At 69.3% G+C, this 13,925-nt stretch carries 14 protein-coding genes and 1 tRNA gene; 8 read left to right on the top strand and 7 right to left on the bottom strand.

Features of this window, described 5'->3' with window-relative positions:
* The first annotated feature begins 6 nt into the window (after positions 1–6).
* Positions 7–80, top strand: a tRNA-Thr gene (locus ACFVWY_RS23535).
* Between the two features lie 122 nt (positions 81–202).
* Here ACFVWY_RS23535 and ACFVWY_RS23530 read toward each other — a convergent pair.
* Both ACFVWY_RS23530 and ACFVWY_RS23525 read right to left on the bottom strand, forming a co-directional pair.
* Positions 203–1,813, bottom strand: coding sequence for a tyrosine-type recombinase/integrase (locus tag ACFVWY_RS23530; protein ID WP_389875682.1), 1,611 nt, complete (start codon positions 1,811–1,813; stop codon positions 203–205).
* A complete protein-coding gene (locus ACFVWY_RS23525; protein ID WP_389875679.1) occupies positions 1,810–2,484 on the bottom strand; it encodes a transcriptional regulator in 675 nt (224 codons plus the stop codon). Before ACFVWY_RS23525 ends, ACFVWY_RS23530 begins: the two co-directional genes overlap by 4 nt.
* 130 nt (positions 2,485–2,614) lie before the next feature.
* Here ACFVWY_RS23525 and ACFVWY_RS23520 point away from each other — a divergent pair, with 130 nt between their 5' ends.
* From ACFVWY_RS23520 to ACFVWY_RS23490, 7 genes are all read left to right on the top strand, one after another.
* Positions 2,615–2,809, top strand: coding sequence for a hypothetical protein (locus ACFVWY_RS23520; protein WP_389875761.1), 195 nt, complete (start codon positions 2,615–2,617; stop codon positions 2,807–2,809).
* 222 nt (positions 2,810–3,031) lie between these two features.
* A complete protein-coding gene (locus ACFVWY_RS23515; RefSeq protein WP_389875677.1) occupies positions 3,032–4,357 on the top strand; it encodes a DUF3631 domain-containing protein in 1,326 nt (441 codons plus the stop codon).
* A 360-nt stretch (positions 4,358–4,717) separates the two neighbouring features.
* Entirely contained in the window at positions 4,718–5,410 is a 693-nt protein-coding gene (locus ACFVWY_RS23510) for a DUF2637 domain-containing protein (RefSeq protein ID WP_389875675.1), read from the top strand.
* Positions 5,411–5,744: 334 nt separating this feature from the next.
* The gene (locus ACFVWY_RS23505; protein WP_389875673.1) at positions 5,745–6,305 is read left to right on the top strand and encodes a MobC family plasmid mobilization relaxosome protein; all 561 of its coding nucleotides are present in this window, start codon (positions 5,745–5,747) and stop codon (positions 6,303–6,305) included.
* Positions 6,302–8,014: a relaxase/mobilization nuclease domain-containing protein gene (locus ACFVWY_RS23500; RefSeq protein ID WP_389875670.1), complete on the top strand. Its 1,713-nt coding sequence runs from the start codon at positions 6,302–6,304 to the stop codon at positions 8,012–8,014. The genes ACFVWY_RS23505 and ACFVWY_RS23500 overlap by 4 nt, the downstream gene beginning before the upstream one ends.
* 17 nt (positions 8,015–8,031) lie before the next feature.
* The gene (locus ACFVWY_RS23495) at positions 8,032–9,081 is read left to right on the top strand and encodes a plasmid replication/partition related protein (RefSeq protein WP_389875667.1); all 1,050 of its coding nucleotides are present in this window, start codon (positions 8,032–8,034) and stop codon (positions 9,079–9,081) included.
* 549 nt (positions 9,082–9,630) lie between these two features.
* Positions 9,631–10,101, top strand: a complete 471-nt coding sequence (locus ACFVWY_RS23490) for a hypothetical protein (RefSeq protein WP_157848173.1) — start codon at positions 9,631–9,633, stop codon at positions 10,099–10,101.
* Between the two features lie 60 nt (positions 10,102–10,161).
* Here the strand turns inward: ACFVWY_RS23490 and ACFVWY_RS23485 are convergent, their stop codons facing one another.
* The 5 genes from ACFVWY_RS23485 to ACFVWY_RS23465 all read right to left on the bottom strand — a co-directional run bounded on the left by ACFVWY_RS23485 (position 10,162) and on the right by ACFVWY_RS23465 (position 13,877).
* On the bottom strand, positions 10,162–10,575 hold the full coding sequence (locus ACFVWY_RS23485) for an NUDIX hydrolase (protein WP_389875664.1): 414 nt from the start codon (positions 10,573–10,575) through the stop codon (positions 10,162–10,164).
* 591 nt (positions 10,576–11,166) lie between these two features.
* Complete coding sequence (locus ACFVWY_RS23480; RefSeq protein WP_389875662.1) at positions 11,167–11,754, bottom strand: class IV adenylate cyclase; 588 nt, start codon at positions 11,752–11,754, stop codon at positions 11,167–11,169.
* 24 nt (positions 11,755–11,778) lie between these two features.
* Positions 11,779–12,426 (bottom strand): class I SAM-dependent methyltransferase, encoded by a 648-nt coding sequence (locus ACFVWY_RS23475; RefSeq protein WP_389875659.1) that lies wholly within the window; start codon positions 12,424–12,426, stop codon positions 11,779–11,781.
* Positions 12,344–12,982, bottom strand: coding sequence for a hypothetical protein (locus tag ACFVWY_RS23470; RefSeq protein WP_389875656.1), 639 nt, complete (start codon positions 12,980–12,982; stop codon positions 12,344–12,346). The genes ACFVWY_RS23475 and ACFVWY_RS23470 overlap by 83 nt, the downstream gene beginning before the upstream one ends.
* Positions 12,975–13,877 carry a radical SAM protein gene (locus ACFVWY_RS23465; RefSeq protein WP_389875653.1) on the bottom strand — a complete coding sequence of 301 codons (903 nt, stop codon included), beginning with the start codon at positions 13,875–13,877 and terminating at the stop codon, positions 12,975–12,977. Before ACFVWY_RS23465 ends, ACFVWY_RS23470 begins: the two co-directional genes overlap by 8 nt.
* Positions 13,878–13,925: the final 48 nt, after the last annotated feature.

The raw sequence follows: 13,925 nt of genomic DNA, 5'->3' as shown, positions 1-13,925 counted from the left end.
GGGCGCGCCGCCTTAGCTCAGTTGGCCAGAGCAACGCACTCGTAATGCGTAGGTCTCGGGTTCGAATCCCGAAGGCGGCTCGGAATCACCCCAGGACTCACTCGCCGTGACCTGGGGTTTTTTCATGCCCGGGGCACGCCGAGCCGCACGACGGGGATGCTGTGGAAGTGCTTGCGTGAGCGATGCGTGAGCGGAGCGGCTGTCAGCCCTTCTTCGCGGCCTTCCTGGCCTTGGCCTTCTTCTTCCGCTTGGCCTTCGCCTTGGCGGCCTTCTTCGCTTCCTCGGCGGCCTGGCGGACCTGCGCTTCTTGCTCGGCCTTGCGCTGGAGCGGGACCAGCTTGGCGGTGGCCTCGGCGGCGCTCTTGCCGACGTGGGGGAGCACGGTCTGGTAGATGTCGCGCGTGATCCGGGTGTCGCTGTGCCCGAGCGTGTCCGACACGATTTTGATGTCGATGTCAGCGGCCAGCATGAGTGTGGCCGCGCCGTGCCGGAGGTCGTGCAGCCGGATCGGCGGCAGTCCGGAGGCGGCGACGAGCCGCTCGAAGAGGTCGGTGACCTTGCCCGGGTGGACCCAGGAGCCGTCCTCCTGGGTGAAGACGAGCCCAGTGTTCACCCATGCCGATCCCCACTCCGCGCGGTCGGCTTCCTGTTGCTTGCGGTGGCGCTCCAGGACGCCGGCCGTGTCGTCGTCCAGGGCGACGACGCGGAAGCCGCTGTCCGTCTTCGGCTCGGATGCCTCAACCTCCCAGCCGTCCTGGACGAGCTGGCCCGTGACGGTGAGGGAGTGCCGGTCGAGGTTGGTCTCCGACCAGGGCTGCCCGCACGCCTCGCCTCGCCGCAGGCCGCGGAAGGCGATGAGGTGCCACATCGCGTACAGCCGGTCCTCGGCGACGAAGTCGAGGAACGCACCAGTCTGTTCCGGCGTCCAGACCATCACGGGGGACGGCTTCTCACCGGTCTGCTCCCACTTGGCGACCCGCTCGTCCGTCCACACGAGCGCCTTCGGCTTGCGCACCGGGTCGATCTCGACGTGGGCCGCCGGGTTGAACGTGATGATCTGCTGCCCGATCGCGTCGTTCAGGGCCGCGCGGAGCGTCGCCTTGATGTGCTGGCGTGTGGCGGGGCCGGTGACGCGGCGGAAGGGCGGCATCGCGTCGATCGCCGCCTTCATGGCCTTGCGGCGGGCGCGGTTGCCCACACCCTTCCACGGGACGGTCGCCAACTCCTCGACCGCCGCTCGCCGCTGGGCGTTCTGCTCCAGGATCTCGGCGTTGGCGTCGGTGATGGCGGTGAACATGTCGCTCAGGTGGCTGACGCGCAGCCGGTCGAGACGCCGGTGGCCGATGTGCGGCTTGAGATGCACGCGGACGTCGGTCTCGTACCGGCTGATGCCCGACTTCCGGATGCGCTTGCCGGCGAGCCACCGGTCCAGCCACTCGGCCACGGTCAGGCTGCCGATGAGATCCTGGCCGGCCCTGAGCCGGCGCCGGCTCTCCTCCACGTCCGGCAGGGGCAGCTTCTCACCGCTAACCTCGGCCAGCATCGCGGCGATCAGCTGTATGCCCTCGGGGTCGTCGGCCTCGGCGAGCCCCATGAGGGCCCGCACGTGGTCGAGATCGGCCTGGGCGGCCTTGAGGCTGCCGTACCCGCCACGGGCGAAGGAACGCCGGCTGCCGTCCTCGCGGGGCGGCAGCTCCTGACGTATGGAGTATGTGCAGTGATTCCTGCTGTTGCGCTTGGGACAGGAAGCGCCGAGTTCCTTGCCGGTCTTGGGGTCACGGCAGGAACAGCGGCGGTAGGTGGAGCCTTTCAAGCGTCTTCCTCCTGGTCGGGGTCAGGCTGCGGCTCGATGTCTTCGAGCCATGGGGACAGTTCGGGTGGGGTGGCGCCTTCTTCGCGGATGTCGTCGCGGAGGTTGAGGAGCCGTCGCTTCGCTTCTTCGGCCAGCTGGGTGTACTCGTCGGCTTTCCGCTCCGCTTCCTCGCGCTGGGCGGGGTTGGTCGCGGTCTCCACGGCGAAGGCAGCGCTTTTGGCCTCGCGCCGGGCGGCGATGATGGTGCGGGTCAGGCTGGCGTGACGGTTGAACTCGGGGATGAGACCGTCATCGATCCCGAACTCGTCGGCTTCGCCGGTGAACTTCCGCATGGCATCCCAGGTCGGGATGAGCGAGTGGAAGGGGAGTTCCTGGGTCCGCTCGACGTGGCCGAGGGGGAAGATCAGGCAGATCGGATACGTCTCCAGGGCCGCGGCCAGCACCATGACGTCCACCAGGGGCAGGTTCGCCCTTCGGCCGGATTCCAGGTTGGCGATCACATTGCGGGGGATGGGGTGCCCGAGTTCTTCGCAGCGGTCGGCCAGCCGTTGGGCGCTCCACCTCTTCTCCTTCCTGCGGCGTCGGACTTCTCCGGCGACGTTGTTCCTGATGCGGTCGACCCACTCCGGGAAGTCGTCGTCCTCTTCATCATCGAAACCGTGTTGCGTCATGGCGACACATTAACTTCTTCATGGTGGATCTCGTCGGCCTGGAGCCGGACACGACGACCGTGTTCGCCGAGGGCTGTGACGAGAAGGGTGCCGCGTGCGCGACGACACCGCGGGAACCGGCCCGAAGGGTATGAGTCGGGGCGAGTTGCTGGCCCTACCGGCAGCCGTTGACCTGGACACGGGCAACCGGGCGCTGGGTCTCGGGCGGAGCAAGGGCTACGAGCTGGCCAAGCGGGGCGAGTACCCGTGCAAGGTCCTGCGCCTGGGTAAGACGTACCGCGTGGTGACGGCGGACCTGCTCAATCTGCTGGGGTTGGCCGCGTGAGGGCGGAGAAAGGTAGCAGACGGTTCTGCGCTGAGCTGACACAGAATCGCTGGACTGTTGCGGGGCGTGGACGTACGGTCCGTGTTCCCTCGCCCCGCTCGGGAAGCGAGAGAGCCTCCGGCGAGGCAACGCCGGAGGCTCAACGACCCCCGCCCGTAATCCCACGAACGACCCCGCGCGCCGGGCCCGTATGCCTGGCGACGCGAGAAGAGGAGCTGCCCAGTGCAACCCGCGATGCCCGAGCCCTATTCCGAACAGGGCACGACCGCGTGGCCGCCGGTCGCCGTGCCCGGCCAGCCGGGCCGGACCACAGTCGAGGCTGGCCAGGTCGCCGACGATCCGGCACAGACCTCGCCGCCCGCCGAGCGGTGTCCCGAAAATGAACGGCCCGACCTCGGCCCCAAGCGGTGTCCCGAGACGGAACAGCCGGATCCGGAGCCGACGCACGGATCGGAACTGCTGGACGAACTGCGTGAGCAGATATCGAAGTTCGTCATCCTGCCCTCCAAGCAGGCGCTCGACGCAGTCACCTTGTGGGTGGCAGCGACTCATCTGCAGCCCGCGTGGCAGCACGCCCCGCGCCTGGCCGTGGTCGGGCCGGCGAAGCGGTGCGGCAAGTCACGGCTGCTGGACGTGCTGACCGAGACGGTCCACGAGCCGATGCTCACCATCAACACCACGCCGGCGGCGGTCTTCCGCTCCATCACCGAGGAACCGCCCACACTCCTCGTGGACGAGGCGGACACGATCTTCGGCACGCCGAAGCAGGCGGAGAAGAACGAAGAGATGCGCGGCCTGCTGAACGCCGGCCACCAGCGCAACCGCTACGTGACCCGGGTCGTCGGCAACGACCACACGCCCCACCGGTTCGCCACCTTCGCCATGGCGGCCATCGCCGGGATCGGTGATCTACCCGGCACGATCATGGACCGGTCGGTGGTCATCCGCATGCGCCGACGGGCGGAAGGCGAGACCGTCCGGCCGTTCCGGTCACGACGGGACATCCCCGCCCTCCACGGCCTACGCGACCGCATCGCTGCCTGGGCGGGACCCTTGCTGGACGAGGCCGCCGACCTGGAACCGGAGATGCCGGTCGAGGACCGGGCAGCCGACACCTGGGAACCGCTCGTCATCGTCGCCGACCTCGCGGCAGGCAGTTGGCCGCGCCGGGCTCGTACCGCGTGCGAGCAGATGGTTTCCGCCGAGGCCGCGGCCGAGGAGGACCACCCCAGCGGGGCCCGCATCCTGGCCGACATCCGGCGCGTCTTCGTCGCCCAGCGCGAGGTCGACAGCCTCTCCACGGAGGAGCTGATCCACCAGCTGCGCCAGGATCCGGAGAGCCCGTGGGCCGAGTGGGGGCGCAGCGGGCTCAGCCCGCGCGACCTCGGCTCGATGCTCCGGCAGTTCGGCATCAAGCCCGGAAACGTCCGCATGGTCGACGGAACCCAGCGCAAGGGCTACATGCGCAACAAGTTCCTCGACCCCTGGCGCCGCTACTGCCCGACCGTCCATCCGGTCGACGCCGCGCCCACCCTCCTGCAGAGCTGACCCCGCCCCGCCCTCGCTGGTTGCCGTCCTTGCCGTCCCTGCCGTGAACGCGCAGGTCAGAGGGCATACGCGCAAGACGGCAACCGGGCCCAAGACGGCAACACGATCACCGTCGCCCGTGCAGGCCGCCGGGACGTTGCCCGCACCCGTCTCGTGCCGTCCCACGCGTACGCGCCGTATCGCCGCAGGTCACCGGCCATGAGGCCAAGACGGAAGGGCGACCCCGTGCCGTCCCCGCCAGGGCGCGGCCAAGACGGACACCGGCCGGGCCTGCCGTACCGGCCCTGACCTGCGCTTGCAACGGCCAAGACGCCCAAGACGCCCAAGACGCATCACGCCACCACCACAGGAGCATCCAGCTTGACCACCCCTGCCATACCCGCCCACCACGGCACAGCCCACCAGGCGACCGGCTGGGACCGCGCTGCGATCCTGACCCTCGGCGCCGCCGCGTGCGCGCTGTCGTACGACGCACTTCAGCAGATGGCCGTCGCCATCCACATCCGCGGGTTCCTCACCTACCTCTTCCCGCTCGTGATCGACGGGTTCATCGCCTACGGGGTACGAGCCCTCCTCGTCCTGCGCACCGCCCCGTTCCGAGCCCGCCTCTACGTATGGACCCTGTTCGGAACAGCGACCACGGCGAGCATCTGGGCGAACGCCCTGCACGCCCTCCGCCTCAACCAACAGGTCACATCCGACAGCCTGCACCTGGGCGACGCCACCGTGGGCGTCCTCTCCACCATCGCGCCGCTCGCTCTGGCCGGCGCGGTCCACCTCCACATCCTGATCACCCGCGAGACCACCACCGAGGCTCCGGAACAGCCTGCCGGGGATACGGAGGCCAAGCGGCGAGGCGGACGACCGCCGGACGCCTCGCTGGAGGACCTGGTCGGAATAGGCCGCGCCGCTGCCGCCGAGCAGGGCGAGCTGTCCCGAGCGGTTGTACGCACGGCCGTGCAAGCCCAGGGGCTCGGCATGGCCGGCAAGCGACTGACCGAGGTCATGAACATCCTCCGGGCCGAGGCGAAGGCCGCTTCCGAAACCCCCTGACCTTCCGAACCCTCAGCCCGGGTGGGGTGGTCGGAACCCTTCCGACCACCCCGACCACGGCCTCGTCCACACCCCGGGGGCCGCTCCTGTGGATACGCACACATGCCCTCACCGTGCCCCAGCACCCGCTCCCCGTCCCGCGCATCGGAGAACGCCCGTGCCCCGTGAGTCCCACGACGACGCCACTGCCAGCACCGACATGGCGTCCCTCCAGCCGAAGTCGCCTACGTTCATGGACCGTTTGCGGCAGGCGTTCGGACGGACAGCCCCTGGCGGAGCCAGTAGTACCCCGAGTCCGACTCAAGGCCGGTCTTCGGGGATCTCCGCCCCAGGGGTGGCGGAGACGGCCCGACGCCAGGGGGCGTCGGACCAGGAGGTCGGGGCCGAGGGCGGCCCCGACCCAGACGAGCTCCACGCAGTCCAGCAGCAGATCCTCCGCCCCGCACCGGCCACCGAGCCGTCGACCGGTGACCGAGCGGTGCGGAGCTTGCAGCCGGCGATCCGCCGTTTCACCGGCACCAAGCGGACCGTCCGTGTCGGCCCGCTGCGGTTCACCGGCGACGAACACGCCGACCTCCAGGAGGCTGCCGCCGAGCACGGCTACAAGGGGGAATCCGGCTTCGCCGCCGACATCGTCCTCGCGTTCGTATCCGGTCGGTTCGCCGCGAACCTGCCGCTTTCCGAGGACCGCCGCCGCACGCACATGTTCCGCGCCCAGGTGCTGCGCGAGCTCAACCGCATCGGCGTCAACGTCAACCAGATCGCCCGCGCGCTGAACAGCGACCTCACCCCACCCGACATCCGCCACCGTCTCGACGAACTGCACCGCCTGCTGGAACTGATCGCAGAGGCCCTGCGCGAACCGGCCGACATCAAGAAGGACCAGGCCGCGTGATCGCCGCCATCAAACCGGCCGGGTCCAACACCCGCGGCCTGCTCGCCTACCTCTACGGCCCCGGCCGCCACGACGAGCACACCGACCCGCACATCGTCGCCGCCTTCGCCATGCTCGGCATGCCCGACCCCGGCCGCAACCCGGAGGCCACCCTCACCCAGCTCGCCCGCCACCTCGACGAGCCCGTCCACCTTCGGAACAGCGAGTTCGGCAAGAAGGTCACCGACCACGTCTGGCACTGCCCCGTCCGCACCGCCCCCACCGATCGCCACCTCTCCGACACCGAATGGGCCGACATCGCCCAGCGCATCGTCGAAGCCGCCGGCATCGCACCTCCCGGAGACGACCTCGGCTGCCGCTGGATCGCCGTACGCCACGCGGACGATCACATCCACATCCTCGCCACCACGGTCCGCGAAGACGGCCGCCGGCCCAAGCTCCACGACAGCGGCATCCGCGTCGGCGACGCCTGCCGCCAGATCGAGACCGACTACGGCCTGTGCCGATTGAATAAGGGCGACCGCACCGCCGGACGCCGACCCACCCAGGCCGAGATGCACAAGGCCCAGCGCCTCGGCTGGGAGCAGACCAGCCGTGACTGGCTCCAGGACCGCATCCGCGCCGCCATCCCCCACGCGAGCAGCGCCGAGGAACTCCTCGCCTACCTCGAAGCCATGGGCATCGAGGTCAAACCCCGCCGCGGACCGTCCGGAGACCTCCTCGGCTACGCCGTCGGCCGCCCCGGCGACCTCAACAAGGACGGCGAACAGATCTTCCACCCCGGCGGCAAGATCGCCCCCGACCTCACCCTCCCCAAGCTCAAGGCCCGCCTGGAGGCCACAGCGCCGGAGGAACATCCCACCGCCCGCCGAGACCGCCCCACCACCCCCTGGCACCAGGCCGTCGACGCCCTCGACACCCTCCAGGTCGGCATGGGCGACGATGCCCACAGCCAGGCCCAGATCACCGCGCTCGGCGAACTCATCGAAGCCACCGCCCAGAAAGCCCCCGCCCACCTCCACGCCGAACTCCGAGCTGCTTCAAGGGCATTCGCCCGCGCCCAGCGCTCCCGGATCCGCGCCGAGAACCAGGCCGCCACGACCCTGCGCAAGGCGGCCCGGGACCTCGCCCACACCGCCACCGGCCCCGACGGCAGCGCACTGGCGACCCTGCTCGCTGCCCTCGTCTGGGCCACGATCGTCGCCGCCCGCTGGCACGAGGCGAAGAACCACGCCCACCAGACCGAAGCCGCCCGCCAGACCCTCCACCACCTCCAGACCGCCGCCGACTACGCCCTCACGCCCGTCGTCGGCAGCCTCGCCGCCCGCCGGCCGAACGATCAGGCTCGCCGGACCCTGGCCCACGACGTACGGGCCGCCGTCCCCGACCACGCCGATCGCATCCTCACCGACCCCGCCTGGCCGGCCCTCGCCACCGTCCTCGCCGACGCCGAAGCCGGCGGCCACAAACCCCACCAGCTCCTCAAGGAAGCCGCCGCTCAGCGCGAACTCGCCACCGCCCGCCAACCCGCCCGCGTCCTGATCACCCGCATCCAGCACACCATCCGCAACCCCGCCCCCAACCCCCGCGCCGAAGCCGCCCGCAGCCGCTCCACCATGGCGCCCGCACCCAGCGCACACCAGGCCCGCAACCCCCAACCCGCCACGGCATCCATCACCCCCGCCGAGCAACGCCACCGACGCCGCTGACAGCCAGAAGGAGCCCTATGACAGCCACCCGGCAGCCATCCACCTACACCACCGAAGCGCACCCGCAGAGTGCCGACCCCACAGCAGCCGACAGCAAGGAGCCCGCCCTGAAGATCCACCCCACCGCCGACATCTTCCCGATGCTCGACGAGGACGAACTGCTCGACCTCGCTGAGTCGATCAAGAGCGAGGGCCTTCGCAAGGCCGTCGTCCTCGACTCTGACGGTGTCCTCCTCGACGGTCCTAACCGTCTCACCGCCTGCGAGATCGCCGGCGTCGAGCCGCGCTTCACCACCTACACCGGTGACAACCCCCGAGCGTTCATCCTCTCCAGCAACGTCTACCGTCGACACCTCAGCAAGGGCCAGCAGGCCATGATCACCGCCATGGCCTGTTCCGTTTCGGGACACTCCCTGCGCGACCTGGCCAAGACCCACAGCCTCAGCCGCACCCGCCTCTCCGCCGCCAACGTCGTCCTCGCCTATTCCCCCGACCTAGCCGAACAGGTCCGCGTCGGCGCCTTCCCGCTCGACGCCGCCTACGACATCGCCCGTGAGCACAAGGCGAAGGCCGCCGCATTCCAGGAGAAGCGCGACCGCCTCAGTGAGCAGGCCCCCGACCTCTCCCAGCTCGTCACCGGAGGCCACCTCACCCTCGGCGAAGCCATCGCCACGCTGGAGGAACGGCAGGAGGACAACCGCATCCGGAAGCAGATCGCCGACACCGACGAGCTCCATCTCGCAGACGGCCACACGACCCCACTCCTGGCCCAGCTCGCCGAGCAGGGAGACATCACCTGGCACCAGGCCCACCAGCGTGCCGAAGAGTTCCTGGCCCACAGGCAGGACGCCATCCACCACGCACGGCAGGCCCTGGAACGGATCGCGGAGAACTGGGGCGTCGTCCAGGACCTCTCCGCCCGCCCGAACACCGCCTACGTCCAAGAGGTCACCGCCGGCCTCAGCTCAGCAGCGCGCGCTCTCATCACCAATCTGAACGCCAGCAGCAGACACGCCGAGCACCCCTACGGGGCCAACACCGAAACGGGTTGGCCCCGCAGCCGCTGACTTTCCTGCACCGAGTGATCAGTCGGCGCTGTGGTCGAGGACGCCAGCTCCTCAAGGAGGCCGGCGTCCCCGGCGCGCACCGGCCCCACCACCGCCGATAGAGGGAGAAGCGTCGCCTGTCTGTGCTGTCGGCCACGGTCAATGGAGATCCCCTGATGCACGCCGATGCGGCTCGAACGCGAAGGTCAGGTGTGCGTCCGACATCTCCAACTCGATGTCCATCAAAGGCGTTCACGCCTACGCTGGGCCTGCTGTGTCCGAAGGGTCTGAACCCATCCGGGCGTTCAGGCTTCTCAGCGCGAAGGGAACGCTTTGCCCACTTCCCCTACTGAGAAGGGCCGGTGTCGGCTCTGTGGCGGCGCCATACGGATAGATCGGCGTACCGGGAAGGTCCTCGCCCATCCTCGCGCCGACCGGCGAGTAGGGCAGTGCCCGGAATCGGCGAAGCAGCGCTATCAGCCTGGGGCGCCCCAGACGCCCCTCTACAGGGTCGGCCCCTCCGACAGCTCGCCTTCCGCGCCGCGACGCCCTCGCAGCACGATCCGGGAAGTGCCCGTGCCGAGACCGTCGTGGATCCCGCTGTGGGGTGACATCGACGCTCCCGTTGTCACTCTTCCCGCCAAGGGACGGACCGGCTACTGGATCCCCAAGCACGGCTGGCAGAAGCACGAGCAGTTCGTGCACGACTACGTTCATGGGCGAGCCAGGCCGGAGTGGGAACGGGACAACGACTCCTGGGCTGTGGCCACGGACCACTTCATCGAACTTGCCGGCACCCTTGTCCAGCGGCACGGCCGCATCCTGCTGGGCAGGGAGTTCAACCGCTCCGAGAAGTGCAACCCTCGCTGTATGAGTGCGCTCGGCCACGTATGCACCTGCTCGTGCCGGGCGCGCAATCACGGCGGTGGCCGATGGATGAGGGGCTGGCGCATCGCAGACGAAACCACTCTGGTGGTCGGCGGGCGCTCGTGGAGCTGGACCATGTTGGAGAAGATCCCGTCAGAGGCGTCTCGCCTTTGATCAGCCGCCCAACGGGGGACGCAACGCTCCTGTGCGCGTGATCCCCGGCCCGGAGACCCTTCAGGCGGGCAGGGCCGTGTCGAGGTAGTCCTGCACCGGCTCGAACACTCCGTACGGCACGTACTGCGGGATCTCGCCGTGGGCGACCCAGGCGAGCTCGGCCACCTCCTCGGCGTCCGCGACATGAGCGGTGCCGCCCACCACCTCGCAGACCGTGTACGACATGAGTCGACCCGTCTGCGGGTGGATCCGCTCGCCGAGCAGCTTCACAGCGGCCACGGTTAGCCCGGTCTCCTCCTGCGTCTCGCGAACTGCCGCCTCTTCACGGCCTTCACCGGGCTCGACCTTGCCGGCCGGGAACTGCCAGGACAGCTGCCCCTCGCTCACCCGGCGGCGCACCAGGAGGACGCGTCCCTCGTGAACGATTACGGCTGCCGCTATGCCCGGCTGCTTCTCCGAGTGCTGCTGAATCACGTCTACTCCTCCGAGGCGGCCACGAGGGGCGGAACGACAGTACCGAGAGGGATGAAACAGGACGCCCTGTCACTGAGAACTGCCCAGGGACCGCCGTTCTGGCGCTGGCATCATTGGCGCCAAGTCTCGGCAGAGTGAAACCCGCCCTGGTCACAGGGCTCATGCCGTGGGGGACGGCCAGGCACTTCCGTGACCAGGGCGGGGGCTTAGCGGCGAAGAAACCTGCTTTGGCCTCGGTGCTGGCCAGAACGCCGTTCAGATGGTGCACCGGATCCAGCGGTCTGGCTCGGGTGTGGAGCGTGAGCCGGCTGGTCATCGAGGAGGATCGATCGCCAGACCCGCTCCTGGAGCTCCTGGATGCAGGGGCCGCAGGCGTACATCGCTGCCTGGGCACCGGCGACGCTCGCGGGGCCGATCCAGAGGACGCGGGTCCATCGCTGTCCGCAGTAGAGCCAGCAGAGGCCGTCGACCCACTCGTTGCCGTCGTCGGTTGCGGCTGGCGCGGGCAGTCCGCCGCGGGCGAATTCGGCGATTCCAGGGATCACCCTGTTCGGCAAGGCGAGTTCTGTGAGCATCGCTTCTCGCCTGAGGTCACCGGCCTCGGACCGCTTCGGAGGAAACCTCCTGCTTGTCGGAATCGGCGAAGAGGAGCGTGGGCTCGGCGAGGATGTCGCGGCCGGCCTCGGTCTTGTAGATCTCGTCGACGCTGCCGAAGCGGGCTTCGGTGTAATCGAGGTCGAGCAGGTCGGCGGCCTGGCGGACGGACGCCTCGTCCGGGCCTTCGATCTCGACGAACGTGGGGAGGTCCGGCCAGGTGTCGAAGTCGAAGGCGACCTCGCCCAGGCGCCACTCCTCGCGGTAGTTCTCCTGGTAGCGGACCTCGTTGAGGCCGAGGCGACGGAGGATGTCGGCCATGGCGTGGAGGTCGGTGACCTCGGTCTCGATCTCCGTGGTGCCGTCGATGGTCGTCGCGTCGGTGACCTGCTTGAGAGTGAGGGTGGAGCGAGTCCCCTCGTCCCGCAGCCGGAGCCACGCGCCTCCGTCGAGGGCGTCGTTCTCGAAGATCTTGCGGGTGAGGAGGGTGCGGGGGAACGCCTGTGTGGCGCCCAGGGCGGTGAGCTTGTCCTGGAGGGCGGTGACGTCGACGTTGAGGAACTTGGCCTCGTACTCGTGCTTCATAGTCGTCTTCCTCGTTGGGTGCGATTACCTGGAGGTGCGGGCCGCGATGAGCAGACCCATGCGGTGCGTGTGGTCGTGGGGCTGGCCGAGGTGCGGGCGCTCGATGAACTGGTTCGTGCGCACCGTGAGCAGGACGTCCCAGCCGGGGGCGAGGTGGCGGGTGAGTCTCTCGGGCGAGGTGTAGTGCTCGATGAACTGGTGGCGCTCTTCGACGGGCATCATGAACTCCGCGCCAAACAAGCCCCCTTCGCGAACGAGGGCCTGCATGCGGCGGACGAAGTCGCCGAGAGGGCTGTGGTGGTTGGCACTGTAGTGCCACGAACAGCTCGTCCAGACTGCGTCGCAGTGACCCTCGGGGAGCTCGGCCGTGAGGAAGTCCTCGCCGATGACCTGGACCCGGTCGTGGAGTTCCTCGGCCTTGAGGCGGTCGATGAGGCCGGGGGCCTGGGCGTGGGTGTCACCCGGAAGGCTGACCTCGCCTCCGTGGAGAGCGAAGGGGTCGCGCTCGATGGCGATGACGCGGTAGCCGGCGGCGGCGAGGGGCAGCACGAACTTGCCGTCGCTCGCGCCCACGACCGCGACCGTGGCGTCAGGAGACGTGCGCTCCTTCAGGGCGGCGAGGAACTGGGGGAAGAACGTGAGGGTGTGCTCCCACAGGCTCTGCGTCTGCACGGTGATGTCCTTCCTGGGTGGTGGTGAGGATCGTCTGGACGATCTGCTCCGGGGCACGGCTCGTGGTGTCGATTCGATGCATCGGGAACTGGGCGTAGGCGGTCGAGATCCGGTCCGAGGCTTCCTCGCTCAGGGCGTCCCACCGGGAGGTGGGCTTGGTCCGTTGGGCGAGGCGCCGTTGCCGTTCGTCCTCCGTGCAGAGCAGGTGGTACGTGGTGGGCTGGGGCAGGTCGGGCGGGAGGGTGACGCCGAGGCGGGCCCCGAAGGCATGGTGGTTCGCGAGGCACCGGGCGAAGTAGCTCTCGACGACGACCGGGGTGCCGGCGGCGAGGTGCTCTCGGACCTCCTCGGCAGCCGTGAACAGGGCCGAGAGGTAGAAGCACAGGCGGGCCTCGACGCTCTCCCGCAGATCCACCTGGCGCCGCAGCGACTGGTAGAAGAGCGGCACGGTGGGGACCAGGACGGCGCCCCTGACCGCCGCAAGCAGTGGCGCGACGGTGGACTTCCCGCTTCCCCGTAACCCCTCGAGCGCCTCGAAGGACGGCCGGTCAGGCACGGGCGTACACCACGTCCGGGACGGTGAGGGTGAGCTCGTCGGTGGCGGAGGGCCGGTGGACGATGTGGTTAGCGGTCTTCTCGTACCAGAAGGCGTGCGAGTCCTTGCCCACGGCCTTGCAGGACATGGTGAGCGCGCCGCGCGGGTCGGCCTCGATCCGTTCGATCTCGCGAGGGCCGCCAGTCGGCGCGCAGATCTCCGGAGCCCCGCCCTCGGCGAGGTCTTCGTCGAGGATCACCTCGATGGAGAGCCCGGCCGCACGGAGGTCCTCGCGGAGGCGGGTGTACGCGGTCGGGTCGTCGACCAGGAGCTCGGGGTGATGGGCGGCGTTGCCGACCGGGCGGAGGCAGTGCAGCTTGAGCTGCCGGGCGCCGAACCTCTGCATGACCCGCGCCAGGGGCAGTACCTCGTCGATGTTCCGCGAGGTCACGGTCATCGTCGCGGCCGTCATGACGCCGAGGTCCCGAGCGAGGTTCAGCGTGCTGAGCGCGGCGTGATAGCTGCCCTGCCTGCGGATGTCGTCGTTGGTGCCGGCGACGCCCTCCAACGAGACCCGCAGCAGGTCCACGTAGGGAGCGATCTCGGTGAGGCGGCGCTCGATCCGGTAGCCGTTGGTGCAGATCTCTACCTGCATCCCCAGCTCCTGCCGGGTGTAGCGGACGACCTGCGGGAGCTCCTTGTAGAGGAAGGGCTCGCCTCCGAGCAGGGTCACCGCCTCGGTGCCGTACTCCTCGCGCATGAGCCGGATGAGTCCGACCGCCTCCTCGGCGGTGAAGGCGTCGGCCTGCTTGAGGCGCTCTCCGTGGAAGCAGTGCAGGCAGGAGAAGTTGCAGCGGTACAGCAGCTGCAAGTACAGCATCCGGATCCTGCGGATTCCGGTGACGTCGCGGATCACGCGGGCCTCCTAGGTCAGTTGACTGGCGGGGAGGATCCGATCGTGGCC

Source organism: Streptomyces sp. NPDC058195, from assembly GCF_042883525.1.
GTDB lineage: Bacteria > Actinomycetota > Actinomycetes > Streptomycetales > Streptomycetaceae > Streptomyces.
Note: the sequence above shows the minus strand (reverse complement) of the source record. Positions and strands in the feature narration are given on the sequence as shown.